Raw genomic sequence first — 26,351 nt, 5'->3', positions numbered from 1 at the left:
AGAGACGCTTCCGGCGAAACCTTCGCCCAATCGCATGGAGATACGCCACTATGAAATTCCTTCGACTTCTTCTCCTCGCGCCCGCTATCGCAGCGGCCCTGCTTGTAACAGCCTGCCAGTCGTCCCCCACGGCGCAACGTACGGCAGGCGATGCAACCGTCTCTCGGGCTCAGACTCAGGCAACGACTGCCTATGCGTTGGGCACAGGTGACAAACTCCGCATCAGCGTGTTCGGACAGCCTGAACTGTCGGGCCAGTTCGTCGTGGACGGTTCGGGTGCCATATCAATGCCCCTGATCGGGCAAATGGAAGCTGTCGGGCTCAGCACGCCGGCATTGGAAGACAAGATCGAAGCGCGCCTCGCCGACGGGTTCCTCCTGGAACCGAAGGTAAGCGCAGAAGTAATCAACTATCGCCCCTTCTATATCCTGGGAGAAGTCGGCCGCCCGGGAGAATACCCTTATAATTCAGGGCTTACTGTCCTCAATGCCGTCGCCGCCGCAGGTGGCTTCACCTATCGGGCCAACAAGAAGGTCGTGTTCATCAAGGGCGCGGACTCGTCTGAGGAAGTTGCGTTCCAGCTCAACACGAACACCGTTGTGAAACCAGGTGACACCGTGAGGATTGGCGAGCGCATTTTCTAGGCCAGCCGCCAGCCGATTCTCTCGGCCCTTTCAGCAACAGACTGTGCCATTTTTGGCAACGGCGTGGCGAACACGTTGCGCGATTATTAATGCTCCCATCTCGATTTGATATTCAATTTGCGACAAAAAGCCTTTTATGAATGAATATTTATCGAATACTTCGCTTGTGAGGGGAAATTTCATACGGAGTGTTAATTATTTGCCAAAATCGCGGTATAAGCATTGCAATGGCTCCAGTGATCGCAATAAGCGTGGACGCCTGATGTGGTAGCGAATTTGCAAATATGTCGAGTGGACGCGGCATAGGCGCAATACCACAGGTAGATTTTTAGGGGACCAGAATGGGCTTGAGATTAAGTAACGAGTCGCGCCAGGCAGAAGCCACCGCTTATTCCGCTGCACACGCCAAAGCATCGCTGAAACACGATAACGCCCAGATCAAACGCCTGTTTGATATCGTCGTTTCCGGCACAGCCCTCCTGTTCGTGGCGCCACTTCTGCTGGTTCTCGCAATCATGATCCGGATGCAGGACGGCGGCGCCGCATTCTTTTCGCAACGGCGCTATGGCCTCAACGGCGAAACGTTCAACTGCTTCAAGCTGCGGTCGATGGTGATCGACTCGCGCGAGCGGCTTGAACACCTTCTCGCCAACGACCCTGAAGCACTGCGGGAATGGGAAGAAACACAAAAGCTGACCAACGACCCCCGCATCACGCCGCTCGGCCAATTCATCCGCAAGACGTCGATTGACGAACTCCCCCAGCTTTACAATGTCCTTCGCGGCGACATGTCGCTTGTCGGCCCACGCCCGATCGTGGAAAACGAGATCCTGAGGTACGGCGACAGTTTCCGCCATTACTGCGCTGTACGCCCGGGAATTACGGGCCTCTGGCAAGTCAGCGGCCGCAGCGACGTCTCCTATCCGGAACGTGTTGCAACCGACATCGAATATGTCCGCACACGCTCCTTCTGGGGTGATAACAAGATCGTGTTCCAAACCATTCCAGCCGTGTTGTTGTCCCGGGGCGCCCGCTGAACGCCTGCCCCGGACTGACACTGCAGATCGAACCACTGCAGGACAGATAACGGGTGACCAAAAGGCGCGCAGGTTTTTTAACAATCTTGATGCTTGCGCTCGTCGCAGCCGCATTGATTGCCCTGTACGTAAGATCGAGGTTGCAGTCGACATCAGTCATCCCCGGCCGGGGCGATGGCCTGTCCTTCTTCCTCCCGCTGCAGGCCGGTTTCGACAACGAGGACTGGTACGTTTCCGACTTCACCATTCGATCGACTTTCTTCCGCGTCGGATGGGTTCCGGAAAATGTTCACTATGATGGTGAAACACTGGCACTCGAATTGACCCGCATCCCGGTGGACAATCAGCCGAATTCCGGAGCGGAGGTCCAGAAGCGCGGGTTTTACGGTTACGGCCGATACGAGGTCGTGATGCAGGCGGCGCCAGGTTCGGGTGTCGTATCTGCATTCTTCACTCATACGGATGAAACGTTCGGGGATCCCCACGACGAAATCGACATTGAATTCCTGGGCAACGATACGCGCCGGATGCATGCCAATGTCTTTACCAACGGCATATCGAATGGTTCGATCTATATCGATCTCCCATTCGACGCGGCAGAAAGTGTGCACCTCTACGCATTCGATTGGCGCCCGGACTCCGTCAGATGGTATATCGACAACGAACTTGTCCACACCGTGACCTCCGCCGAACAGGCTATCCCGAGCACGCCGGGGCGGGTCATCATGGATATCTGGACAGGGTCCAAGGCACAGTATTCATGGCACGGTGAACCGACATTCCAGGACGGTACGAAAGCATATTATTACTGTGTCAGCTTTCAGGCCTTGGGCGATACAAGCCCGCAATGTTCCGACCACACGGAAAGCGCACCGGGCGGAATTGTCAGCCCCACCTCGCCGACCGTCGAATAGGACAGTCAGAGCGAGCCGATCTTCAGCCGCCGAAAAATGAACTTCCCGATGACTTTCAGCCAGGCCGGGCGGCTTTTTTCGTCAACCCGCCACGTCATCAGTTGCCGCTTGAATCCCATGGGTATCGCGCGGAACGTGCCCCAGTACAGCCGTCCGAACAGCTTCTTCAGCCCGCTCGCGCCCTTGGCGTTCAGGTCGGCCGCTCGATCTATCAGCCGGGCGACACTGTCCCCTTCGACCGGGTGCAATTCCGGTTCAAACAGAAGCGACACGAGGCGCTCGTGGATGTTTTCCGGATCCCTTTCACCGAGGTCGGACGCAACCGGAAGGCCGAGTTTGGCGGCGTGAGACCGGATCGCGTCATAGCGCGCCGCATCGTGAGCCAGGCACCATCGTGCCCGCTTGGCATAGGCCCTGGCGAACTTCGAATGCTGGTTCGCATGCTGCCTGTAACCGGAAATTACGTCGTTGCTGGAGCGAACCTTTCCATAGAGCGGTGCGGCCGCAACCATATAGCCTTCGGCGCCCGTCCGGAAGGCGACCGGATCAATCGGAAGAAGCTTGTCGAGAACACCCCGCGCATACACAAGCCCGCTTGTGACGGTGCCATTGTATCGACCAACCTCGCGAACCAGCTGCGAAATGTCACCATTTGCCATTTCCGTGCGTTCTGACGGGAAGAGCCCTGACAGGGTGCCAGTGTCATCCGCATAGCGCATGCGGTACATGTAAAGCACCGCGTCCGGATCGTAGTTCTCGAGAATCTTGAGGGCGGCTCCGGGCAACAGGAAATCATCTGAATCAAGAAACATGACCAGGTCGCCGGTCGTGCGGGTGAAACCGGCATTGCATCCACCGGCGTGCCCTTCATTGGGATTCAGGAAAATCGGGACCAGCTGGTCGCCGTACGCGGCAATCATTTCACGAGACCCATCGGTCGAACAGTCGTCCACAACGATCAACTCGATCGGAACATCCTGACTGAGCACGCTGTCGATCGCGGCGCCGACAAATTGCTCGTAATTGTAATTGGTGATGACGACCGAAAGGCGCACCGGGCCAGTCGGTCGGGTGTTGGTTTGGGCGCTGTGGCTGGACGACATTAGGGCACTTTTCAGGGGCGAGAGTTGGATCTGCGCGACCTTACAACTCCAAGCCTAATCCCCCGTTAAACGCCACCAAAAACAAGGCTTAAAACCGGGTATTGTGGTCCTGTTCGAATCGTTTGGGCTCAGCCGACGAGGGCGACAATGCCGGAAATGATTCCCGTCCACAGTAACGCGCTGAGGCCGATGATCACCAGCAACCGGACCCATGCCGGCCATTTCCCGTGTACGACTTCGTCGAATTGACGCGAATCCGCATTCACCTGCCCGCGGAGGGAGTATTCGTTCGCTGCACGGCGCGAAGAAAGGGCTGAATTTGGACTCATCATGCGTTCAATTGACCGGCCAACTTTTAACAGCAGATTAAGCTGCGTTCATATTCATCCTGCGTTCATCAAGACTGCCGAGGAAATTAGGCAGGAATGCGTCCAAAACGCGATTGATGGGCGATTGTTCCCGGCCTGGCTGTCTTCCATTCGCAGGAGGCATTCGCGGGAATTACAGCGACATCCTGAAGACTTCGCCCACGGCTAGACGGCGGGCGCTGTGCTTCATTTCAAAATTGGAAATAGATGAAGGGCCTGTAGCCCAGGGGAACAAACGCAAGTGCGACCGCGAACAATGCGCCAAAAGCGATGGCGTATGAGTTCGGATTCATCCGGGTAAGGTAAGTGTCGGCCTTGAAATGATGGGCAAGTGCATGCGCCGCCCCGAGAACCATGAGCAGAAGCCACGCTGAGATAGGCAGGCGTCCATCACCGGGCGACGAAAATGTCAGGTATGTCCTTGCAATGCCGATTGCCTCGTTGAGGTTCGTTGCCCGGAAAAAAATCCACGCCAGATTGACCCAAAAATAGGTAACCGCCGTCGCCAGAACAATTCCCACCCACCCAAGGCTCGGGATCCGGCTCGCAACATGCTTTCCCCAACTGCGCTCCAGCATGAGGGCCAATCCATGTAGGAACCCCCAAATGACAAAGTTGAACGACGCCCCATGCCACAACCCGCCGAGAACCATTGTGGTCATCAGGTTCACATCGCGCCGCATCTCCCCCTTACGATTCCCCCCGAGCGGAATGTAGAGATAATCCCGCAACCAGCTGGATAGCGAAATATGCCAGCGTCGCCAGAATATCTGGATGTTTGTCGACAGGTAAGGCGAGTCAAAGTTCGGCGGGAACTTGTATCCGAGCAAACCGGCGCAAGCGATCGCCATGTCCGAATACCCCGAGAAATCGCAATATATCTGCACACCATATAGCAGGACGCCGGCGATCACTTGGTCCGCGGCAAAGGCTGAAGGATCATTGAAAATCAGGTCGACATAAGGTGCGATATTGTCCGAAAGGCACGCCTTCTTGATGAAACCGATCAGGAACAATGTCAGGCAGGCCCGCACCGGCACATCCGCCCATCTCCGAACCGTGGCCATCTGGGGAATAAAGTCAGAGGCCCGCACGATCGGGCCCGCAACCAGTTGCGGGAAAAAGGCAATATAGAACGCCACATCCAGGACCGAGCGTCGCGTGCCGATATCGCCGCGATGTACATCAACCATGTAGGATATGGCTTGGAAGGTATAGAAACTGATCCCGACCGGGAGGATCAAGTTTAGGGTAACGTGCCCTGAAGGCAGGCCAACGATGCTCGCAAACTCCGCGAACGTATCCGCAAAGAAATTGAAATACTTGAACAGGCCAAGGACACACAACGAGCTGGCGATACCTGCTGTCAGGGCCAGGCGGCGTTTCGCCTCATTGTCTGCCCACCAAGCGCGTGTGCCGCCAACAAGGTAACTCACCACTGTGATAAACAGGATCAGCCCTAGAAACCGCCAGTCCCACAGGCCATAGAATACATAGGACGCAGCGGTCAGTACCAGCTTCCGCTGGCCATTGTTCCGCAATATCCAAGTCAGCGCGAAAACGACCGCAAAAAAGACGAAAAATCTCAGTTCAACGAACAGCATCGGTTACGCCCCTGCGACCTTGCTTCAGTCCTTCGCATAATTCCTGCCCGGCGTGACGGCTCAGGCGGCGCGCACCTTCTTCACCAACATGACTAAAATCAAACCAGATACCGCGCTCGAACAGGTCCGGATACTCATCCGGCCGGTTGAGATCGATGACCGTTGTTTCCGGCATCAGTGCACGGACCGCCTCCCCCACGCGCGGCGTACGATCGAGTTCCAGTGGGTCGGGTGAAATATACAGTGCGGCGTTGATTCCCCGCGCTTCGAGCGCCTTGATGCGACTCGCGATATACACCGCGCGCGGTTCCACCTTCTCATTCGAGGGCGCTCCATATCGCGCGAGTGCATCAGCAAACTTGGCAGGATTGTCTTCAAAATCCTTGTGGCGCGCGAGAATATCATCTGTCGGGACCGACCCCAGGGCTTCGAACCCGTCTTGGGACAGATTCAGGGTTTCGGGTACATCCGGAACGGCTGCGGGGAATGCCACCGTCGCTGCGCGGCCAACCCCCGAAAGGTCGTAAGCCATGCCGTAGCCGAGTACGCCGATCCGGTACACCTTCTTTGCGATCGACTCTGGGTAGGACATGATGCTGGCGATGCGCCGGCCGGCGTTTCCGGTACTGTTGAAAAACCGTGCACGGGTGCTTGTGGCTTCTCTGGTGGCGCGCGCTTCCGGCAGCGGATCTTCCAGGACGATGGCGCGAAGGTGCCCCTGCCCCGCGTCGAGAATTTGGTCGACCAGCCAGTCTTGCTCAGCCCCTGTCAGGCCAAAGACTCCAAAATTGAAGACACGCAAATCGGGACAGCCATACTCGGCAGCGCTCGATTCGATCACTTCCGGAACGATGTGATAGAACGTGCGGGACGTCCCCACGAAGAGAGTGTCATAGGCATCCGGCTGTGACTGATAAGCGGCCAGTTTCGGGCTCAGAACGCTCATCTCGGGCACGCCGGCCCGGTGTCTCAATATCGTGGAGATCGATGCCGCACACACGACGAACACGCCTGCGAACAGCAGGCAGGGGACCATCGCATCCCTGATGTTTCGGAAGCGCGTGCGAGATGACATTCAGTACGGCTCCGCAGGACGTAAGTTTGCAGACAATTGCTTATCCAGCGAATCGCAAGACCCGTGCCAACGTCTCTGGGAGAATTTCAGTTGATAACGTTCGCGTCTGGCGCGAGCGCGACCACACGGTAGTGCTCTGATTTGAGGCGTGAAATCAATAGTTTCAGCCGCTCGTCCGATTTCGGGAACGGGTCGTGCAGCAGGATCACCCCCTTGCGGTCGTTCTGACCGAGGCGCGACATGATGAGGTCGACCGATTCCGTATTGCTTATGTCTGTCCAATCTGCCCCATCCACATCCACCCCAACGACGATCGTCTTCGATTCTTGCATCGCCCCCCACAAGGTTTGGTTAAGAGCGACATAGGGAAAGCGAAACAGGCTGACAGCCTGGCCACCGAGTGCGTCGGATATCGCGGTGTTTCCCCGCTTCATGTTTTTCATCGCACCCGCCAGCGGCAGCGTGGTGAAATTGGTGTGGTCGTAGCTGTGCCCACCTATCGCATGGCCACGGCGTGCGACTTCACGAACAAGCCCCGGCGACGCCTCAGCCTGCCCTCCAAGCATGAAGAACGTCGCGCGTGTGCATTCTGCGCTCAGCGCGTCCAGCACTGCCCGCGTGCGGCCAGGCTCCGGGCCATCGTCAAATGTCAGGACGACTTCGCCGGGGACGAGTTGGGCGGACACGGGCGGCGAATCCGGTGTCAGCGTCAACGTGCGCGCCACGCCAAGTGCGCCCGGCAGGCACGCTTCTGCCGCTGCATCATCCGGGCCCATGCAGCCGGACAACAGCATGCAGGTCAGCACGCCCGCTCGGAGGGGCTTCATACTGTACGCAGTCAATCTCCGAATCATATCAGGACGCCTCTTGTATGATGACAGGTACACGCCCCTGGAACACGCGCTTCCCTGCCCCGAGCGTTGTAACCGCGCCGAAATAGAGAAGGTTTACCAACGTATTGAACGTGCTCCAGAGATACGATTCAGTGAACGTGGATGTAAGGATGATCACGGCCGTGATGACCAGGGCGGATGTGTCCATTGTGGGTGTCCTGAACCAGGACCAAAGCGTTCGGTATGAACACCACCCAATGATCAGCAGGAATAGTGACAGTCCGACGATTCCCAGGTGCACGCGGACTTCCCAGAACGAGCTGTGAAAAGACAGCTTCGTGCCGAATGGCTTGAAGTCATTTTCGTTCAATGTCTGCGCTGCACCGACATCATACTGCCAGAAACTCTCCAGCCCGACGCCCCAGACCGGATTTTCCTGGCTCACCAGCGCCGCTTCACGCCAGATCGCCGACCGGCCAGAGAAGGTAGAATCCTTTCCAAGCATGTTGAGGAAGTCGTCTTCGATCGTGTTCTCTGGCATATTGAGCACAACGACTGCAGCGGTAAGCGCAAGCGTCACCGAAGCCATCAAGATCGACGTGCGCAGATGGCGGATGCGTCCGATACTCATCCACAAGTACCGCACCGTCAGCAACCCGACGATGCCGACAACAGCAAACACGAGTGACGTCGCCGAATGTGCCATGTACTGGAACACGAAGCAGATCGGAACAAATGGCGCCGCCACTAGCCGAATCCACAGGAATTCCTTTTGATTGAGTGCGGTTGCAAGGCTGAGCAGCATGGCAAACAACATCTGGATGGCGAGCAGGTTCTTGGCACCGCTCCCATATGGTCCCCCGATGGCAAACGTGGAGATGGACGGCACGGCGTAGATGGCCGTCATGATGCCGGCGAACATCAGGCAACGCAGGACCTGACGTGTGTTGAGCCGTGCCCCGATCACAACGATTGTCAGGGGCGTCAGCAGCATCAGGACGCCCGACCGGATCGCTTCCGACGGATAGTCTGACCACATGAACGAAAGCAGACCGAGGATCGGCAACAGGAACAGCGGCCAGGCCTTCAGGACAACCGGCAGGACATCGCGGTAATACATCCCCGCAATTCCGATGAAATAGGCCACCATCAGATAACGTATGGGCGTAACGCCATCCAAAGGCAGGTAGGTCACAAAGAACCAGATCGTCACCAGCGCCTGCTCCCAGACCGGCGCCTTGCGCCCGGTTCGGTAAAGGTTGGCAAACCCGAGCACCTTCTTCTCATTGACCTGGATGGGCTTGACCATGTTCATCTGACGCACGCCCCCTCAAGCGCCCGCGTCACAACCTCCGCTAAGTATCCGTTGGGTTGGATAAACACCTCATTCGGTTGCTCTAGCAACCGGTTACGGCAGGCCGCGATGGTCGATTGGTCCGCGAGGAGTTGCCCGACCAGCGCTGGCAAAGTGGATTCAAGAGGCTCTGCCAAGGTGAACCCGCACGAGCGCGCCTCAATCCACGCCGCGGTCTCTGTATCGGCCGGCGCGATCGATGGTGTCGCGTAGTAGCCCCCTTCATAAATCCGGTTGGGCAGGAGCCAGACGGAATTGTACCCCGCCTCCATGAAGTCGCCGGCCCAGACAAGGTCCAGCGACGCGTAGATATCCGCCAGGTCTTCCGGTGCGCGGTACCGCCCCGCGTAGGACATGTTTGGACGCGCGTCGATCTCGGGCTCGAAAACGCTGATCTCCCCTCTGGCCGGTTGGCCGTGCAGGCTCACCTTGACCGTGTCGGGAAAGGCGTCGGCCAGCGCACACAGCAAATCAAACGACCGTTGGCAGCGCAGATTCCCCACCCAGCCGACGGTCAACGGGCCAACGCGCGGTGGTCCGTCGCTCAGCTGGGGGCGCGGACCAAAGTCGCTGCCCGCTGCCAGCCGGTTCTCGACGATGAACGGCTTGTAGAGCCCTCGATAATGAGGCTCGAAATGATTTCGGAGAAACCCGGGAGAACTCACCACCAGACCCACGGTCCGTCGCAACAGGCTCTTTTCGATCCAGCGAAGGAACGCGCCAATCGGATCCCTCCGCGTGAGAAGACGGTGCACATCAAGGCTCTCGTAGATCACTGGTGTATCGAGTGCGGCGTGTTTCTTGGCAAGGAATGCGCACGCCAGCATGTCCAGGTTACGGGCGTAGATCACGTCGGCACGCGCAAGATCGTCGCGCGCGGCGGCGGCAATCCTCGCACCGGTGAAGATGCGCCGGACACGCTGCAGGAACGCGCCGTCGCGGGTCAGGCCCAGGTCGATATTCAACCAGGCCGGCTGGAAATCCTCGCGCCGGCGCATCATGAAGCCCGTGACGTCCAGACCATCATCCTGCATCGCCTGGACCCTGCGGCGCACCGCAGCGTCAGACGCATCATGACCGAAAAATGCAACCCTGGTCATTTTTCACTCGTGACTCCGCTGGCAGGCGCTGGACCGGTTGGTGCGCACGTTAGTTCGACGAAAACTCGTCAACGGACTCTTGCTGTGGCTCGTGGGAACGCAGCGAATTCGAAACAACGGAGGGATAACTGGCTTTCTGGGCGGCTTTCGAACCGGACTTCCGGCCCCAGCTGAAAATCGACCGCTTTGTCTCCATCGTGTAGTACTTGCTGTAAGCCTTGTAGGTCGAACCTGGATCCTTGTGGTGGCGGCGACGCGATACGTCGACCATGTTGAGCGTGATACCCAGGAGATCGGCGTTGAACGTGCTCAGCAGGTGCAACGACTGACGCACTGCCGACCGCAATGACCGACGCCAACGAATGACCAGGATCGTCTTGTCCGTCTTGCCGGCAACGACACGGGCTTCTGCCATCAGGAGGAGCGGGCCGGTATCGATCAGGATGAGATCGTACATTGTCCGCAGGCGCGCCAGCAGGTCATCGAATGCCCGCGTCCCGAATACGTCATGCGGAACATGACCTGACTTCGAAAGCGGCAGGATATCCAGCATGCTGCGCTGGTCCTTTGTGATTGCATCGGACAGTTGCCCCGCGCCGAACAGGTGCTCGATAAAGCCGATCTCCGGCGACAGTCCGGCAGCTTCCGTCAACTGGCCGCGCCGGAAGTCACCGTCGATGACCAGGGTCCGCGATCCCGACATGGCCGACATCCGCCCCAGGCTCAGCGTAAGGCTGGTCTTGCCTTCATCCGGCAATGACGAGGTGATCGCGACTGTCTTGGTCTCGCTGTCGAGATCCGAGAAGGCGATCGCCGCACGAAGATAGCGAATACTTTCCGCAAATGCTGATAATGGATTATCGACGAGGAAATCGGCCGGCTTGATATGCGAGAAGGGCAGCAAGCTTGTACTGCGGATCAGCGGTACGGATCCGATCGAACTCACGCCGAACTTGCGTTCAATGTCTTCCGCCGAACTGATCTTCATGTCGAAGACCTCGGCAAGCAACGCAAGGCCACCACCGATGATGCCGCCAAGCAGCGCACCGATCACGAGATTGAGCATCTTGCGTGGCGAGCTCGGGCTACTTGGAACTGTCGCTGTCGACAGGATATTCGCATCCGCCTGGACGAGGTCGTCCTGCTCGCGTGTTTCCTTCGACCGGCTGATGAACTCTTCATACAGCACGCGGCTTGTCTCGGCGTCGCGCTCAAGCTCGCGAAGACGAACCTGGTTGATATTGTTGCCCCGCAATTGCGCAGTCGATTGACTGATATTGGAGTTGATCGAGTTCAACTGGTCCTGGGCGACTTTCATCTCGCTTTCGAGATTGGTCGCAATCCGGTTCACTTCCGCGGTGATCTGGCGTTCGATATCCTCAGCTTCGTTGCGGGCACCGATGAGTTCAGGGTGCGCAGGGCCAAGTGTGGTTTCGAGTTCTGCCACCCGGCGAAGAATCTGTGCCCGCTGGGTTTTCAGGTTGGAAATGACCGACGAGTCGAGCACTTCGGCAATCGCGTCGATGCCCGCGCCACTATCGATCTGGCGCTTCATGCTCTGGTACCGTGCCCTGGCACGGTTCATCTGGGATTCCAGAACACTCTTCTGGTTCGTGTTGTACGCGATCTGCTGCTCGGTCAGGGTCGCGCCCTGGGCTGACAGCAGGCCGGTTTCTGCACGGAATTCCTCGACGCGGCGTTCCTTCGCCTCGACTTCATCGCGCAGGCCTGCGACGCGCTCCGACAACCAGGCCGTTGCACGGCGTGTCGCCTCGAGTTTTGAATCCAGCTGTTGCACACGGTATTGGTCAGCCACGGCATCCGCGACGCGCGCAGCGGTCTCCGGCGATGTGCTCGTCACTTCGACATCGATCAGGTACGTTGTGCCGATCCGGCTGACATGCACCTTCTGCATCAGTGTCTGAACGACAGATTCCAGAATCGCTGCTTCGCGCTCTTCTGCGCTCAGGTTCGCATACGGCTCGGTGGTTTCGGCCTGATGCCCCGACCATGACCGAACCTGCGCCTTGATGTTGTCGACAATGCTTGGCTTCTGCTCGCGGAGTGTCCAGTTGAATTCGGGATCTTCGGACAGCTTGAGCTTGGTCGCGACCTTGGTAAGCAGCGACTTCGATCCCATCACGCGCACTTCGGTGTCGATCACGGCTGTGCTGGCTGCAAGCCCCCCGAGCACACTCCCAAGGTCGATCACGTTTTCCTTGTTCGTGTCGAGTTGAAGGATCGAGTTTGCCTTGTAAATCGGCGTTTGAGTGAATGTCAGGTAGGCAACGACGAGCAGTGTTGCCGTAAATCCCGTGACAATGACCCAGAACCGTCGGTAGACGGTGCCTACCAACGCCTTGAAATCAATAGGCATGTCATCGATTCCGCTACCGGAGGCAGCGGCCATTTGTGACGGGATTTCGAGACTGTAGGTCTTATTCAAGGCACTGTACCAACTTGGTTACGAAAGGCTCCTCGCGAAGCCGGGACCCCTCAGGGATAAATTCTCAGACCGACGCCGATGACGTTCACATCGTAGGATGGGCTACCGGAGACCTGCGAACCGCTGGCATCACGGTTCGTGTGCCGGGCGAACGCATCGAACTGCATGCGCTTGTTCATTTTGTAGGTAGCCGTGACGCCGAATTCCGCGACATCATCGGTGCGATCGATTTCCTGATAGTCATACGACGAGTAGACGGCGTCGGCCGACAGAATGATGTTGCGCCGCAGCTCGTGGTCAACACGGACACTGCCCGATGTCTGCAACGCGCTCGGCGATTCAAACAGGCCGATGTCCACAACGCGACGGCCGGCCGAAAATCCGACAGTCGTGAGGCGGCTGGGGAACCACTGCATCCTTGCATCGACAGACAGGCCGTCGACATCCTTGAAGAAGGAATCCTTCTTGTTTTCCTGCATGTAGCCAACCGCAACGTCACCGCGGACAAGCGCGTTGAGTTCGAAGTCCACACCGACGGCGGCTGTATATCCGGTGGAGTCGCGCGAACGCTGAACCCCGCCCAGGGTCTGTGTCTGATCATAGCTACGCTCGCGAACGGTCGCTTGACCGAACACTGCCACGTTTGGCGTCAGCGCGTAGGAGAGGCGCGACAGGGCTGACGTGATCTGCACATCGCGATAATCCTGGTCGAATGGCAAGCCCGAGCCCGTGATGCGACCATCCTTGTAGTCGTGCTCGGCAAAGTCAGCTGCATTGTTCCAGCGGAAACGGTCAGACTGGTAGGTGGCTTCGAGACCGCCACCCGTGCGTACCACTTCGACAGGCGCATCGAGGCCAACCGAGTTTGCGACGTCCGTACGGGGCTCAGCTTCGCTCTCGACGAAAAGCGAGCCACCGAGGTGAAAGTCACGGGACACGTCGAACCGGCCGCGCGCAACAGCACGAATATCGTTCGTCGATTCGCTGTCGGTATCGAGATATTCATTATGCGAGGCTGACGCATCGAAGGACAATTCGTGGACGTTCCAGTTCGTCCGCGCCGTACCCTGGACGCCGACCCGCGCGATCACGTCGGATTGCGTGTCTGCGTCAGTTGCCAGGACGTTGTCGATATAGGTCACCGACCCATTCGCATTGGAACGCACGAGGAATGTCCCCACGCGAATAGGCTCTGGGTCGAATGCCGGCTGGGGACGATCACGAACAGATTCATATTTTTCGCGACTGTAGTAGTTTTCGTTTTGCGCTTCGGCCGTCATCGACAGAATTCCGCAAGATGCAGCGCCAAGCAGGCACAAACGCTTAAAGTTCGACATTTCTACTTCATCCCTTGGTAAATTTTGAGCCGGTCGATGCTTTGGTCAACTCCCCCGGAGATGCAAAGTCGAGACCAACTCCCTGATGCCTCTGTATTGTTCTGCCCGGCCAGAGCGGCCCCCGAAAACGACGTTAACGACTGTCTGTTCGAAACAGCGTCATTCACGCATCTTGTAGACGCCTGCAATGAAAATGACTTGAATCGATTGAAGCAAATTAACCGCAATTCAGCATGCGGCGGCACTGCCGCCTCGGAGCCACGGCGCTCCAACCCCGAAGCCCCTTCCTGACTTTTCCGTACAGCATTGGATTTGCTGAGTTTAATGTAGTTTGTCATCCCCGACCCGATCTCTCTGCATTCTGAAGAGACACGAACATTTTAAAATGCCGCTCCCAGTTCCAACAACGCATCGCGCGTTCCGGACGCTGGAATACCACTTTCCCTCAGGTTCGCTGTGTTCACTACCGCTTTAGGCAATGCTTCGATAGGATCGGAAATTACACCGTTAACCCTTAAGTGTCACCCTGCCCTACTACACAATTCCAGATAGTCCGGAACGTGGAAGTCCGGTCGCCTCCTCGACGGACCGACGTCCCGAAGCTGGCCGCTCCGCCCTGGTTCGGTCAGAATGGCATAAGTCTGGCACGATTGGCGTGCTCCACAACAGAAACGAACGAATGACACCCAGGATCTGCGTCTCACATGTATGAAACTGACGCACTGGTCATTGGCGCAGGCGTGCTCGGGCTTGCGTGTGGTGAGGCGCTGGCACGGGCCGGCCTCGAAACCTTCGTTCTGGATTCAGCCCGCGATATCGGGACCGGCATTTCTTCGCGCAACAGCGAAGTCATCCACGCCGGCCTCTATTATCCCACCGACAGCCTGCGCCACCGGCTCTGTGTCAGGGGCCGCAGGCTGCTGTATGATTACCTGGCCACCCGCAGCCTGCCGCACAGAAAGTCCGGCAAACTGGTCGTCGCAACCGATGATGGCCAGACGGCCCAGCTTGATGCCCTGCTGGCGCGCGGCCGGGCCAACGACGTTGAAGGCCTGCAGGCACTGACGCCTCAACAGGCAACCCGGCTCGAACCCAATCTTTCATGCACCGCGGCCATCCTGTCCGGCGAAACCGGCCTGGTCGACAGCCACGCCTACATGGAGGCCTTGCGGGCCGGTCTGGAAGACCTCGGCGGCGCGCTGGTGCTTGACGCGCCCGTCACCGCGATCGCCATCCAGCCGGACGGGCGCTTCAGGGTCTCGGTGGGCGGCCGCGAACGCTATGAAGTCCTGACCCGCCACCTTGTGAACAGTGCAGGCCTCCATGCCCATCGCCTGGCCGGCGCGATGGAAGGCTACGCCGCGTCCCTGCTGCCGCCATTCACGCTCGCAAAGGGCAGCTATTTCAGCTGCCAGGCACCACAGGCGTTCTCGCACCTCATCTATCCAATCCCGGTGGCCGGCGGCCTCGGCGTTCACGTCACTCTGGACCTTGCCGGTCAGATGCGCTTCGGACCCGATGTCGAATGGCTCGGCCATGGCGATCCTGACAAGGTGGACTACGCCGTCGACCTGACACGGGCGGCCGACTTCTATGCGGCTGTCAGGGCCTACTGGCCGGGGCTGCCGGACGGCGCGATCAGCCCGGACTATGCTGGCTGCCGCCCGAAACTTCATGGCCCCGGCGAAACGGCCGCCGACTTCAGGATAGACGGGCCTCAGCACCACGGGCACGCCGGCCTCGTCCACCTGCTCGGCATCGAATCTCCGGGCCTTACAAGTTCGCTCGCCATCGCTGAAGAAGTCGTGCGCCAAGTCCGCGGCTGACACCAGGGTTCGCAGCGCCAGCCACTGCTCAGGCGCGGGGGTGCAGGCCGCGGAAGTAGTCGATCAGTTCGCGGTTCGACAGGCGCTCCGGCGTTTCCGCGAGCCCCTTTTCAGACAGGCGCATTCGCCGACCGGCGTCCACGATCAGATCGGCCACCTCTTTCGCGAATGCATCCGGCCCGTCAGCCCGCACGACCAGGTCGTCCAGCGAGTCCAGAAACCCTTCCAGGGCGACAGGATAGACCACACAGGGCATCCCCAGCATGAGGTATTCGGCGACCTTGATACTCACGCCGCTGCCGATGCGCGTCGGCGCAAGGCCGACAGCGTTGCTGCCGGAGAGACTGCCAAGGTCGTCCACCCTGCCGAGCGGCTGCACGCCTGCGGTCTGCAACTGCGACGGTGTGAGGTCAGCGCAGATCGAGCCTGCCACCTTCAGCACCGCGTCAGGAGCGCGTTCCAGGACGCGTGGCCAGATGTCGTCGATAAGGTGGTGAAGCGCGTCGATATTGCCGGCATGACGGGTGCCGAGGAACACGGCATGCGGATTGGGATCTCCATCCCCGGCAGAATACGGTGGAGGGTCCGGCCGCAACCATATGGCATTCGCGCCCGGCACCAGCGGCGCCAGCACGCTCATCTCATTCTTCGATGCATAGAAATTGGCTGTCGAGGACCGGCAACGCTGGGCCTCTTCATCGCGTGTCACTTCGGTGAAGTCGGGCTCCCGGCCCTTTTGCCGGAATTGCTCGGCTCGCAGTGAAAACAGGTCATGCAGCAGGATGCCGCGATGCGGTACATCCGGAAGCGCGTCGAGCAGCGGCCCCAGGGACGAGTATTCCGCGAGGGCGATATCAGGCCCCCGGCGCGCCACGATTTGCGTCACTTGCCGCGCCTCACCAGCCCTCAGCGGGTCGCCGAGATAGGAGTGGATGACGGGTCGGGCCCCGATCCTGTTCAGCACGGCCTTGCCGATGCGCACCAGGAACCGGCCCCAAACCTGCGGCGACAGCGACCAGTAACGGCCGGCGATACGCAGGCTTGAAGGCACGACAATCTCGGTCGCAAGGTCTGAAAAGACCGGGTGAACGGACATCCACGGGCGGTTTCCGAATGATCGCATCGGCGCAAACACGATCCGGATATCGACACCGGCGGCCTTCACAGCGCGCAGGAATATGGCGAGATAGGCTGAATTCCCCGTCGACATGACATCCAGCTGGCGCTGCACGATCATGTCCATCCGGAGGGGGCGCGGCTTGTCCATATTGTTTCCTGCAATATCCGTCATGACCGTCCAAATCGGTAGTGATAGCTAGTCTTCCTGCAATCCCGGCGCCACAACGAAAAGCGGCGGCCGGTTTCCCAGCCGCCGCATTCATGTCTCGAAACGATACCGATCCTATTCGGCGGCCACAGGCATGTCCTCGGCCGACAGGTCGGTATAGCGCTTGAGGTGATAATCGACGTTGCCGAATTCGGAATCGATCATCGTCAGGCGCTTGAAATAGTGGCCGACAGCCAGCTCATCCGTCATGCCCATGCCGCCATGGATCTGGATGGCCTGCTGGCCGACGAACCGGCCGCCCTGGCCGATACGGACCTTGGCAGCAGATGCTGCTTTCTTGCGGGTCACCTCGTCCTCGCCCAGCTTCAGCGTCGCCATATACGTCATGGAAACCGACTGCTCGTGCTCCATGAACATGTCGACCATGCGATGCTGCAGCACCTGGAACTTGCCGATCGCGACACCGAACTGTTTGCGATTGCGCGAATATTCCACGGTCATGGCGTGTGCGACCTTCATCGCGCCGCTCGCCTCGGCGCACAGCGCCGCAATCGCTTCATCCGCCACGAGTTCGACCAGCGGGAGGCCGCCATCGACGTCGCCGATCACGGCGTCTGCGCCAACCGACACATCCTCGAAATAGACCTCTGATGCCCGGCGTCCATCGACGGTCGGATAGTCCCGCGTCGATACACCCTTGGCATCCTTGGGCACGACAAACACGGTCACGCCGCCACGGTCGCGCCGGTCACCCGACGTGCGGGCGGTGACAATGAAGTGTGTCGCCCAGGGCGCGCCGATCACGACGGCCTTGTGACCGTTGAGCGTAAATCCGCCGCCAGCTTTCTTCGCCGTCGTTTCCAGGTCCGCGAGGTTGTAGCGGCCGCGCGGCTCGGCATACGCGAACGCGAACACCATCTCGCCCGACATCACGCCGCTGAGGAACTCTTCCTTGTGCGCCGTCGTGCTCCGCTTCAGGAAGCCACCGCCGCAAACGACGCTGGGAACATAAGGCTCGACCACGAGGCCCTTGCCGAACTCTTCCATCACCACCATCGCGTCGATCGGACCGCCGCCGAGACCGCCGTCCTCTTCGCTGAACGGTGCCATCAGAAGGCCGAGTTCGGCGAACTTGGCCCACATTTCAGGCCGCCAACCGGCTTCCGATTCGACAACCTTGCGGCGCGTATCAAAATCGTATTGCTCGCGGATCATCCTCGACAGGCTGTCGCGGATCATCGTCTGTTCTTCAGTAAAGTTGAAATCCATGTGTTTCCTCCTTGCCTCAGTGCCTAAAGGCCGAGGATCATTTTGCTGATAATGTTCCGCTGAATTTCGTTCGACCCGCCATAGATCGACGTCTTGCGCATGTTGAAATACGTTTCCGCGGCAAAGTTCGAATAGTCCGGCCCGACATCGTAGTCATTGTGTCCGGCCGCTTCCATGCCATAGGCGTAAGGGGCGCCATAATTGCCAACCGCTTCGAGCGTGAGCTCGGTCAGGCGCTGCTGGATTTCGGTGCCTTTGATCTTCAGGATCGAGCTTTCGGGGCCTGGTCCCTTGCCCGCAGATTCGGACGCCAGCGTCCGCAATTCCGTGAATTCCAGCGCAGTCAGGTCAATCTCGAGCTGGCTGATCTTGCGCGCGAAATCATCGGCGGTGATCAGCGGCTTGCCGTCAACCATTTCCTTCGACGCAATCGACCGGAGGCGTTCAACGCCGCGTTTCGACCGGGCAACGCCGGCGATCCCGGACCGCTCGTGGGCCAGCAGGAACTTGGCGCAGGTCCAGCCCTCATTCTCTTTTCCGACGAGATTTTCGACAGGGACGCGAACATCCGTCAGCCAGGTCTCGTTCACTTCATGGGTGCCGTCGATCAGCTTGATCGGGCGCACTTCAATACCCGGCGTCTTCATGTCGACGAGGATGAAGCTGATCCCTTCCTGGGGCTTTTTCGCGTCGGGATCGGTGCGGCAGAGGAAGAAGCCCCAGTCGGCATGCTGTGCCAGCGTGGTCCAGGTCTTCTGGCCGTTGATCACCCAGTGGTCACCGTCGCGCACGGCCGTCGTCTTGACGCTGGCGAGGTCGGACCCCGCGCCGGGCTCGGAATACCCCTGGCACCACCAGACATCACCGGAGCGAATCCCCGGAAGGTATTTTGCCTTCTGCTCTTCGGTCCCGAATGTGTAGATCACCGGCGCAACCATCGAGACACCGAATGGCAGCGGCATCAGCGCGTCCACGCGGGCGTTCTCTTCAGACCAGATGTAGCGCTGCGTCGAGGTCCAGCCGGTACCGCCGTATTTTTCCGGCCAGGCAGGCGTGGACCAGCCTTTTTTGCCAAGAATCTTGTGCCAGGCGAGGAACTGCTCGCGGGTCAGGTCTTCACGAGTCCCGGCTTCCATCAGTTCCTTCGGGTAGTTTGCGTCGATGAACGTGCGAACTTCGTCGCGGAAGGCGACCTCCTCGGGCGAAAAATCAAGGTTCATGAGCTGCGAACTCCTCCGGTTTGGTATTTTTGAGAGACTTTCTCCCTCTATGTCAGTCAAACCGTATACATGGCAAGGTGACGCGCACGTAAACGTCAACTTTCCCACGCGGCTACCGGCCGCTGAATCAGGCCGGTTTGGCGATAAACGGGGCGCACGCCGTTTTCAACAGGCCAATCGCCGTTGCAGATCCAAGCCCACCACCGGTCTGGAATTCAAGCTCCATCAGGGGCTTGAGGCCAAGCCGCTCCAATGCGGCTTCGTGCGCCGGCCGGCGTGTCGTATGCGACGCGAGGCAGTGGCTGATGGCCGCGGGATCAATGGCATGGACGACACCTGCCGCAATCGTGGTCGCAAACCCGTCCAGCACGACCGGCACACCCTGGTGGCGTGCCGCGATGATCGCGCCGACACAGGCGGCCAGTTCACGGCCGCCAAGGCAGCACAGCGCTTCCAGCGGATCGGACAGATGGCCGCGATGCAACTTCAGCGCCCGGTCGACCAGTTCAATCCGGCGTTTCGACAGCGCGGGCGGTGTGAAATTGCTGGGACGCACCCAGTAATCGGGCGACCCGCCATACAGTGCGCACGCGACCGCGGCGGCAGCCGTGCCAACCCCCGCACCAGCGACAGCGAGCGCCAGCAGGTCAGGCTCTCCGACAGTTCCCTCGAAGCCGAACGCAATCGTCGCGGCGCATTCGCGCTGGGTCATCGCGGCGTTCTCGGCAATGCTCGGCGTCGGCCGTTCGAGCGCGAGCTCGAACACGCGAATGTCAGCGCCGACCTGCGTTGCAATCGCTGACAGGGGCGCCGTACCGGCCCGCAGGGCCTCGACATGCGCAATTGTATCGGTGTTGCTCGACAGCGAGACGCCTTCCTCGACGATGCCATGCGCACTCGCAAAGATCGCCAGCACGGGCTTCTCGATTCTTGGCGGATACCGGTGCTGCCATCGGGCCAGCCATTCGGCCGCCTGCCCCAGCCGCCCGAAATCACCCTCGCGGCCCATTCCCAACAGCGCGGCACGGACTTCGTTCCCCGCCGCCTCGTCCGGATCGAACCGCTTGTGGATGAGGTCCCGGACATCATCCAATGGAGACTGATTGTTGTCTGGGGTGCTCACGTAAACTGGTCTCCTGATCCGTACGGCTGGACTTGTGGCTATCTAGTAACAGAGAATGTCCGGGCTGCACGACAAGGATTTGTTACCGCTTGCCGTGTCATGCTTGCCCTGATCACACGATGAAGTAGGCTGACTCCCGATGAATACCCCACCCGTCAAGACCCCGTGTATCAAAGTGTGCGCGATTGACGCGGCGACCGGGCTCTGCCTCGGATGCGCGCGTACATTGCCTGAGATCGGTCGATGGATGGCCATGGGGGAAGACGGGCGGCAAGAGGTCATGGCCGATCTGCCCGCACGCATGTCCAGACTGGAAGACCTGGGCAAGCGATGAGCCGGAGCCGCCTTGTCGAAAGCAGCCTGACTGTGGCCGTCGCCGCCCTTCTGATCGCAGGTGCCGTGGCCATATTCATCGTCCCGAAGCTGCGGGCTGCCGAAACGCCGCAGGCAGCCACGCCGATCGCCGCAACGGTGTCCGTCAAACCGGCGTCGTCGCGGGGATTTTCCAACGCGGCCATCATCAATCGCGAATCGGACGGTCATTACTGGACCCTTGCCGATGTCGACGGCACCGGCGTGAAGTTCATGATCGATACCGGCGCGAGCACGGTCGCGATTACCTATCGCGACGCCCAACGCATGGGACTGAAGCCGGAAGAGCTCGACTTCAAATGGGAAATCCGCACGGCGGGAGGCATCGTTCATGGCGCAGCCGTTACCCTCCACAAGATTCGGATTGGCCGGGTAGAGGTCCAGGACGTCGAAGCCATGGTGCTGCACGAGGGACTGGAACAGTCTCTGCTGGGAATGACGTTTCTGGGCGAGCTCTACTCATACGAATTCCGAAAAAGCCAATTGATCATACGTCAGTGACAGCCGGTGCATCACTGCCCGCGCCGATGCCGATTTCCCACGCGAACCGGGAGTCGTCTCCGGCCCAGCGCGCATAGGCCACACGCCCTTTCAGGCCCGCTGCATTCATCAGGTCCCTGTACCAGGTCGTTTCGCCGGCATTCAGCCTTTGCGGGTGCACACCCCACAGCAGGCAGGCCTGGCGCAGGCGCTGGTCATCCAGCGAGCCGTAAAGGATGGGTGCCGCTCCCCGGACCCTCGAGAACCGGGCCAGACGGTCAAACGCGCCAGTCCTCAGTGCAAGCGCCCCGGCGCCCTCAGCCGCCGCCAGCGCCTGCGCCGTTTCAGCCACCACGTCGATCCCGTTCCGGCCCAGGGCATCGCCATCAAATTCCGCGATCGAGCGCCAATAATCGTCCGCGTCTTCGGTGGCCCGGATAATTCTCGCCATGATCGCAACCGCCGTGGCGGGATGACGCCCGACGGCTGTCTCGGCTGACAGCATCACCGCGTCTGCGCCCTGGTAGATCGCGGTGGCAACATCGCTGGCTTCGGCGCGGGTCGGCGCCGCATTTTCGATCATCGACTCCAGCATCTGTGTGGCGACGATCACCGGTCGCCCAGCCGCCCGTGCGGCCCGCACGATACGCCGCTGGATCACGGGCACCTCTTCCGGCGCGAATTCAACGCCCAGGTCACCGCGCGCCACCATCACCGCATCCGCAGCCTCCACGATGGCGAGCAGGTTCGTGATCGCAGCCGGCTTTTCCAGTTTCGCCACCAACGGCGCCCGGCCGGCGATGATTGCCTTGGCATCCATCACGTCCTGAACCGTCTGCACGAAGGACAGCGCCACAATGTCCACACCGATCTCCAGTGCAAACGCCAGGTCCCGTCTGTCCTTGTCGGTCAGGGCCTGAACCGGCAGCGCCTTGCCGCGCACCGTGAACCCCTTCCTGTCGCCCAGCTTGCCCGGCACTTCCGCCCGCACCCGCGGCTGCTTGCCGGCCTGCGTCACGGTCAGGATGAGTTTTCCGTCATCAACCAGGATCGTGTCACCGACGTCCAGCACGGCGACGATTTCTGCGTGCGGCACAGGGATAACGTCATCGCGGTCCGTACTGTCCGCCGCGACCAGCTCATACTCGGCCCGGAAGGCCAGGCGCATGGCCCCACCGGGAAACTTGCCGACACGTACTTTCGGGCCCTGCAGGTCTGCAAGCGTCGCCAATGGTTGTCCCGTCGCGGCCTCGGCTGCACGCACAGCCTCGAGGGCTTCACGATGGGCCTCATGTTCGCCATGACTGAAATTCAATCTGAAAACATCCACGCCGGCCTCTGCCAGCGCGCGTATTTCCTTGCGCGAGCGACTGCCCGGTCCAAGCGTCGCCACGATCTTGGCATTCTCGCCGCGAAGTCGGTTCTGGCTCATCTGAGTTCTCCAATGGCGAGCAGTTGCGTGGACCGTCATATGCGACTCGGCGGCGGGTCACCAGTAGCGATGATAGCGCCAACATGCCGATTTATCCAAATATGTGAACGGCGCCTGCGCCTGATTGCCCGTCTGGACGCATCTCGGAGTTACCAGACCAGTGAGATCGTCTTTTCGTATTCCTCGGATCAGGGCACGCCGACTGGCTCCGGCACTTCACCGACAAAACGCCCGGATTCACCCTCGGCGATCCCTGCCCTATCTCGGCGGTCAGGCGTCGGCTTTTACGGCGAGCGGGTCATAGTTCAGGATCGGCGCCAGCCAGCGCTCGGCCGTGCGAATGTCCCAGCCCTTGCGGGCAGCATAGTCTTCCACCTGGTCGCGCTCGATCCGCCCGACGGCGAAATAGACACTCTCGGGGTGCGCGAAGTACATGCCCGACACACTTGAGGCCGGTGTCATGGCGCAGCTGGACGTCAGCGACACCCCGATCCGCTTCTCGGCCTCGAGCAGCCTGAACAGCGTGTGCTTTTCGGTGTGCTCCGGCTGGCTCGGATACCCTGGTGCGGGGCGTATCCCGCGATATTTCTCGGCAACAAGGTCAAGCGTGTCCATCGCCTCGTCTGGTGCATAGGCCCACAATTCGCGGCGCACGCGCTCGTGCATGTACTCGGCCGTCGCTTCGGCAAACCGGTCTGCCAGCACCTTCACCATGATGGCTGAATAATCGTCGCCCTTGGCCGCGAACTCGGCTGCGATACCTTCCACTTCCGAACCCGACGTCACGCAGAACCCGCCAATCCAGTCGTCACCGTCAGGCGCGATGAAGTCAGACAGCGCGAAATTGGCGCGCTCATTGTCCTTCACCATCTGCTGGCGCAGCGTGTGGAACGTGTCGCCGGTTTCCAGCAGGATGTCGTCGACCCGGCTGTTCGCGCGCCAGAATCCCACCACGGCTTTCGGCGCGAACCAGGCCTGGCCGACCAGTTGCTGCATCATCGCCTCGGTGTCGCGCCACAGGCCGCTCGCCGCTTCACCGACCACCTTGTCGGTCAGGATGGCCGGGTAATGCCCTGCCAGGTCCCAGGCGGAAAAATAGGGCGTCCAGTCGATGTAGCGGGCGAGCGTGGCCAGATCGAGATCGTCGAACGTGCGCACACCGGAAAACGTCGGCTCGGGGCGCTCATATGCGTCCCAGTCAATCTTCAGGGCCGCCGCCCGGGCTTCGGCGATTGGCAGGCGCGGCTTGGGCGGGCCGCCTTTGCGGGATTCCCGCATCCGGTGGTAGCGCGCCTGGGTTTGCTCCACCAGCGCGGGCTTGTCTTCAGCGCTCAGCAATGCGCTGACAACGCCCACTGCCCGGCTGGCATCCGAAACATGAATTACCGGGGCGCACTGGATGACAGGATCCACCTTCACCGCCGTGTGCGCCGGGCTCGTTGTCGCCCCGCCGATCATCAGCGGCTGCGTCATCCCGCGCCGCTGCATCTCCGATGCAACATAGACCATCTCGTCGAGGCTGGGCGTGATCAGGCCCGACAGGCCGATGATATCGACATTCTGCTCGATCGCCGTCTCGAGGATCTTCTCGGCTGGAACCATCACGCCGAGATCGATGATCTCATAGCCGTTACAGGCAAGCACCACGCCGACAATGTTCTTGCCGATGTCGTGGACATCGCCCTTCACCGTCGCCATCAGCACCTTGCCGTTGGAAACATCCACCGTACCGAGACGAACCTTTTCCTCTTCAAGAAAGGGCTCGAGATAGGCCACGGCGGCCTTCATCACGCGCGCCGACTTCACCACCTGAGGCAGGAACATCTTGCCGGAACCGAACAGGTCTCCAACAACATTCATGCCATCCATCAGCGGGCCTTCGATCACGTGGAGCGGGCGCTCGACAGACTGGCGCACCTCTTCCGTGTCGGCTTCGATAAACTCGGTGATGCCGTGGACCAGGCTATGCTCGATCCGTTTGGCGACAGGTGCCTCGCGCCAGCGCGTGTCCTTCTCCTGCACCTTCCCCTTCTGGCCCCGGAACGTTTCAGCCAGGTCGACCAGGCGCTCGGTCGCGTCAGGCCGCCGGTTGAGGATGACGTCCTCGACGCGTTCGCGCAGTTCGGGTTCGATATCGTCATAGATGTCGAGCTGGCCGGCGTTCACGATGCCCATGTCCATGCCCGCCGGGATGGCATGATAGAGGAACACAGAATGCATGGCCCGGCGCACGGGCTCGTTGCCCCGGAAGCTGAAGGAGACGTTCGAAAGCCCGCCGGAAATGTGGCAGCCCGGGCAAGTCTCGCGGATCACCTTCGCTGCCTCGATGAAGTCGACCGCGTAATTGTTGTGCTCTTCTATCCCCGTCGCAACGGCAAAGACGTTCGGGTCGAAGATGATGTCCTCCGGCGGGAAGCCAACGTCTTCGGTGAGTATCTTGTAGGCACGCTGGCAGATCTCCACCTTGCGCGCGGCGGTATCCGCCTGGCCCGCCTCATCAAATGCCATGACAACAACGGCCGCCCCGTAGGACAGGCAAGTGCGCGCATTGGTGCGGAACGCTTCCTCGCCCTCCTTCATGGAGATCGAGTTCACAATGGCCTTGCCCTGCACGCACTTCAGGCCGGCTTCGATGACGGCCCATTTCGAGCTGTCGATCATCACGGGAACGCGGGCGATATCCGGTTCGGCAGCGATCAGGTTGAGGAAGGTGCGCATCGCCTCGACGCCATCCAGCATGCCTTCGTCCATGTTGACGTCGATGATCTGCGCGCCGTTCTCGACCTGATTGCGCGCCACTTCGACGGCATCGTCATAGCGGCCAGCCGTGATCATCTTCCGGAACACGGCAGACCCGGTCACGTTTGTGCGTTCGCCAATATTGATGAAGGTCGCGGTTTGCTTGGTCATTCGATTTCCGGTCAGTCAGATTGGGAGCGGATGCCCGGCAGCCCGTCGAGGCTCCTGGCATTGCTGGTACGGTATTTTTCAGCCCAGTAATCCGCGTCACGCTGCGGATTGTCCGTGTAGCGCTTCAACTGGTCACGTTCTTCCTTGAACTCGTAGAACGGCACGGCCCAGCCGCAGCTGTCGGCGATGCGTTCAAGGCGCACGACGATAATCCCGCGCGCCTTGTCGAACCCCGGGAAATGCTCCAGCAGGCTGTCAAAGCGGGGATCGTCGAACTGTATGGCCTCGCCCTTGCCATACAGACGCAGGATATTGGCCGCGCCTTCAAACGCGCAGAACATGATGGTGATGCGGCCATTTTCCTGGACATGCGCCTGCGTTTCGATTCCGGAGCCGCCGAGGTCGAGATAAGCGACCGTCATGTCATCAATGATAACGAAGCTGTCATACCCCTTGGGCGACACGTTCACGAGACCGTCCGCACTCAGCGGCGCCGTCGCGACGAAGAACATTTTCTGCGCCTTGATGAAAGCGGTCAGCTTGGTGTCGAGTCTGTCGTAGGTCTTGCCCATGGCCTGGTCCTTTTCAATCCGTCAGACGCGCCCGCGCCCGGCAT

At 59.9% G+C, this 26,351-nt stretch carries 21 protein-coding genes; 6 read left to right on the top strand and 15 right to left on the bottom strand.

Annotated features, from left to right (window positions below):
- Positions 1-50: 50 nt before the first annotated feature.
- The 3 genes from HJO_RS03980 to HJO_RS03970 all read left to right on the top strand — a co-directional run bounded on the left by HJO_RS03980 (position 51) and on the right by HJO_RS03970 (position 2,595).
- Entirely contained in the window at positions 51-644 is a 594-nt protein-coding gene (locus HJO_RS03980; protein WP_035613707.1) for a polysaccharide biosynthesis/export family protein, read from the top strand.
- A 341-nt stretch (positions 645-985) separates the two neighbouring features.
- A complete protein-coding gene (locus HJO_RS03975) occupies positions 986-1,681 on the top strand; it encodes a sugar transferase (RefSeq protein ID WP_084141435.1) in 696 nt (231 codons plus the stop codon).
- A gap of 140 nt (positions 1,682-1,821) precedes the next feature.
- Positions 1,822-2,595, top strand: a complete 774-nt coding sequence (locus tag HJO_RS03970; RefSeq protein WP_162173770.1) for a family 16 glycosylhydrolase — start codon at positions 1,822-1,824, stop codon at positions 2,593-2,595.
- Between the two features lie 5 nt (positions 2,596-2,600).
- Here HJO_RS03970 and HJO_RS03965 read toward each other — a convergent pair whose 3' ends face one another.
- From HJO_RS03965 to HJO_RS03925, 8 genes are all read right to left on the bottom strand, one after another.
- Positions 2,601-3,698 (bottom strand): glycosyltransferase family 2 protein, encoded by a 1,098-nt coding sequence (locus HJO_RS03965; protein ID WP_035613703.1) that lies wholly within the window; start codon positions 3,696-3,698, stop codon positions 2,601-2,603.
- Positions 3,699-4,257: 559 nt separating this feature from the next.
- Complete coding sequence (locus HJO_RS03955; RefSeq protein ID WP_035613697.1) at positions 4,258-5,670, bottom strand: MBOAT family O-acyltransferase; 1,413 nt, start codon at positions 5,668-5,670, stop codon at positions 4,258-4,260.
- Positions 5,657-6,745 (bottom strand): hypothetical protein, encoded by a 1,089-nt coding sequence (locus HJO_RS03950; RefSeq protein WP_156945407.1) that lies wholly within the window; start codon positions 6,743-6,745, stop codon positions 5,657-5,659. The genes HJO_RS03955 and HJO_RS03950 overlap by 14 nt, the downstream gene beginning before the upstream one ends.
- An 86-nt stretch (positions 6,746-6,831) precedes the next feature.
- Positions 6,832-7,572: a polysaccharide deacetylase family protein gene (locus tag HJO_RS03945; protein ID WP_051618147.1), complete on the bottom strand. Its 741-nt coding sequence runs from the start codon at positions 7,570-7,572 to the stop codon at positions 6,832-6,834.
- Positions 7,573-7,600: 28 nt separating this feature from the next.
- Positions 7,601-8,887 carry an O-antigen ligase family protein gene (locus tag HJO_RS03940; RefSeq protein WP_162173769.1) on the bottom strand — a complete coding sequence of 429 codons (1,287 nt, stop codon included), beginning with the start codon at positions 8,885-8,887 and terminating at the stop codon, positions 7,601-7,603.
- Between the two features lie 2 nt (positions 8,888-8,889).
- A complete protein-coding gene (locus HJO_RS03935) occupies positions 8,890-10,032 on the bottom strand; it encodes a glycosyltransferase family protein (RefSeq protein WP_051618145.1) in 1,143 nt (380 codons plus the stop codon).
- A 49-nt stretch (positions 10,033-10,081) separates the two neighbouring features.
- Positions 10,082-12,409, bottom strand: a complete 2,328-nt coding sequence (locus HJO_RS03930) for a GNVR domain-containing protein (RefSeq protein ID WP_162173768.1) — start codon at positions 12,407-12,409, stop codon at positions 10,082-10,084.
- A 119-nt stretch (positions 12,410-12,528) separates the two neighbouring features.
- Positions 12,529-13,815, bottom strand: coding sequence for an outer membrane beta-barrel protein (locus HJO_RS03925; RefSeq protein ID WP_084141429.1), 1,287 nt, complete (start codon positions 13,813-13,815; stop codon positions 12,529-12,531).
- 704 nt (positions 13,816-14,519) lie between these two features.
- On the opposite strand from HJO_RS03925, the gene HJO_RS03920 reads away from it, so the two are divergent.
- Entirely contained in the window at positions 14,520-15,641 is a 1,122-nt protein-coding gene (locus tag HJO_RS03920) for an NAD(P)/FAD-dependent oxidoreductase (RefSeq protein WP_035613686.1), read from the top strand.
- Positions 15,642-15,669: 28 nt separating this feature from the next.
- Here the strand turns inward: HJO_RS03920 and HJO_RS03915 are convergent, their stop codons facing one another.
- The 4 genes from HJO_RS03915 to HJO_RS03900 form a co-directional block, all read right to left on the bottom strand.
- Complete coding sequence (locus HJO_RS03915) at positions 15,670-16,908, bottom strand: glycosyltransferase family 4 protein (RefSeq protein ID WP_162173767.1); 1,239 nt, start codon at positions 16,906-16,908, stop codon at positions 15,670-15,672.
- A 135-nt stretch (positions 16,909-17,043) separates the two neighbouring features.
- Positions 17,044-18,198, bottom strand: coding sequence for an acyl-CoA dehydrogenase family protein (locus tag HJO_RS03910; RefSeq protein ID WP_035613680.1), 1,155 nt, complete (start codon positions 18,196-18,198; stop codon positions 17,044-17,046).
- Positions 18,199-18,221: 23 nt separating this feature from the next.
- Positions 18,222-19,418, bottom strand: a complete 1,197-nt coding sequence (locus HJO_RS03905; protein ID WP_035613677.1) for an acyl-CoA dehydrogenase family protein — start codon at positions 19,416-19,418, stop codon at positions 18,222-18,224.
- A 127-nt stretch (positions 19,419-19,545) separates the two neighbouring features.
- Positions 19,546-20,541 (bottom strand): nicotinate-nucleotide--dimethylbenzimidazole phosphoribosyltransferase, encoded by a 996-nt coding sequence (locus HJO_RS03900; protein ID WP_035613674.1) that lies wholly within the window; start codon positions 20,539-20,541, stop codon positions 19,546-19,548.
- Positions 20,542-20,680: 139 nt separating this feature from the next.
- Here HJO_RS03900 and HJO_RS03895 point away from each other — a divergent pair, with 139 nt between their 5' ends.
- Together HJO_RS03895 and HJO_RS03890 are read left to right on the top strand one after the other, a co-directional pair.
- Positions 20,681-20,875 (top strand): DUF1289 domain-containing protein, encoded by a 195-nt coding sequence (locus tag HJO_RS03895; protein WP_035613671.1) that lies wholly within the window; start codon positions 20,681-20,683, stop codon positions 20,873-20,875.
- Positions 20,872-21,414 carry a retropepsin-like aspartic protease family protein gene (locus tag HJO_RS03890; protein ID WP_051618141.1) on the top strand — a complete coding sequence of 181 codons (543 nt, stop codon included), beginning with the start codon at positions 20,872-20,874 and terminating at the stop codon, positions 21,412-21,414. Before HJO_RS03895 ends, HJO_RS03890 begins: the two co-directional genes overlap by 4 nt.
- On the opposite strand, the gene pyk is transcribed toward HJO_RS03890, so the two are convergent.
- The 3 genes from pyk to HJO_RS03875 all read right to left on the bottom strand — a co-directional run bounded on the left by pyk (position 21,401) and on the right by HJO_RS03875 (position 26,307).
- Positions 21,401-22,825: a pyruvate kinase gene (pyk, locus tag HJO_RS03885; RefSeq protein WP_035613666.1), complete on the bottom strand. Its 1,425-nt coding sequence runs from the start codon at positions 22,823-22,825 to the stop codon at positions 21,401-21,403. The two genes, HJO_RS03890 and pyk, sit on opposite strands and share 14 nt — an antisense overlap.
- A 270-nt stretch (positions 22,826-23,095) precedes the next feature.
- Positions 23,096-25,735 carry a methionine synthase gene (gene metH, locus HJO_RS03880; protein WP_051618139.1) on the bottom strand — a complete coding sequence of 880 codons (2,640 nt, stop codon included), beginning with the start codon at positions 25,733-25,735 and terminating at the stop codon, positions 23,096-23,098.
- An 11-nt stretch (positions 25,736-25,746) separates the two neighbouring features.
- A complete protein-coding gene (locus HJO_RS03875; protein ID WP_035613665.1) occupies positions 25,747-26,307 on the bottom strand; it encodes a pyridoxamine 5'-phosphate oxidase family protein in 561 nt (186 codons plus the stop codon).
- Between the last annotated feature and the right edge of the window lie 44 nt (positions 26,308-26,351).

The sequence above is a fragment of the Hyphomonas johnsonii MHS-2 genome, from assembly GCF_000685275.1.
GTDB classification, from domain to species: Bacteria; Pseudomonadota; Alphaproteobacteria; order Caulobacterales; family Hyphomonadaceae; genus Hyphomonas; species Hyphomonas johnsonii.
The sequence above is the reverse complement of the archived record's forward strand: the minus strand, read 5'-3'. Positions and strand labels throughout refer to the sequence as shown.

Coding starts and splice junctions, on each gene's coding strand:
- HJO_RS03980 (WP_035613707.1), top strand. CDS start 51: ATGAAATTCCTTCGACTTCTTCTCCTCGCGCCCGCTATCGCAGCGGCC.
- HJO_RS03975 (WP_084141435.1), top strand. CDS start 986: ATGGGCTTGAGATTAAGTAACGAGTCGCGCCAGGCAGAAGCCACCGCT.
- HJO_RS03965 (WP_035613703.1), bottom strand. CDS start 3,698: ATGTCGTCCAGCCACAGCGCCCAAACCAACACCCGACCGACTGGCCCG.
- HJO_RS03955 (WP_035613697.1), bottom strand. CDS start 5,670: ATGCTGTTCGTTGAACTGAGATTTTTCGTCTTTTTTGCGGTCGTTTTC.
- HJO_RS03950 (WP_156945407.1), bottom strand. CDS start 6,745: ATGTCATCTCGCACGCGCTTCCGAAACATCAGGGATGCGATGGTCCCC.
- HJO_RS03945 (WP_051618147.1), bottom strand. CDS start 7,572: ATGAAGCCCCTCCGAGCGGGCGTGCTGACCTGCATGCTGTTGTCCGGC.
- HJO_RS03940 (WP_162173769.1), bottom strand. CDS start 8,887: ATGGTCAAGCCCATCCAGGTCAATGAGAAGAAGGTGCTCGGGTTTGCC.
- HJO_RS03935 (WP_051618145.1), bottom strand. CDS start 10,032: ATGACCAGGGTTGCATTTTTCGGTCATGATGCGTCTGACGCTGCGGTG.
- HJO_RS03930 (WP_162173768.1), bottom strand. CDS start 12,409: ATGCCTATTGATTTCAAGGCGTTGGTAGGCACCGTCTACCGACGGTTC.
- HJO_RS03925 (WP_084141429.1), bottom strand. CDS start 13,815: ATGTCGAACTTTAAGCGTTTGTGCCTGCTTGGCGCTGCATCTTGCGGA.
- HJO_RS03920 (WP_035613686.1), top strand. CDS start 14,520: ATGTATGAAACTGACGCACTGGTCATTGGCGCAGGCGTGCTCGGGCTT.
- HJO_RS03915 (WP_162173767.1), bottom strand. CDS start 16,908: ATGGACAAGCCGCGCCCCCTCCGGATGGACATGATCGTGCAGCGCCAG.
- HJO_RS03910 (WP_035613680.1), bottom strand. CDS start 18,198: ATGGATTTCAACTTTACTGAAGAACAGACGATGATCCGCGACAGCCTG.
- HJO_RS03905 (WP_035613677.1), bottom strand. CDS start 19,418: ATGAACCTTGATTTTTCGCCCGAGGAGGTCGCCTTCCGCGACGAAGTT.
- HJO_RS03895 (WP_035613671.1), top strand. CDS start 20,681: ATGAATACCCCACCCGTCAAGACCCCGTGTATCAAAGTGTGCGCGATT.
- HJO_RS03890 (WP_051618141.1), top strand. CDS start 20,872: ATGAGCCGGAGCCGCCTTGTCGAAAGCAGCCTGACTGTGGCCGTCGCC.
- pyk (WP_035613666.1), bottom strand. CDS start 22,825: ATGAGCCAGAACCGACTTCGCGGCGAGAATGCCAAGATCGTGGCGACG.
- metH (WP_051618139.1), bottom strand. CDS start 25,735: ATGACCAAGCAAACCGCGACCTTCATCAATATTGGCGAACGCACAAAC.
- HJO_RS03875 (WP_035613665.1), bottom strand. CDS start 26,307: ATGGGCAAGACCTACGACAGACTCGACACCAAGCTGACCGCTTTCATC.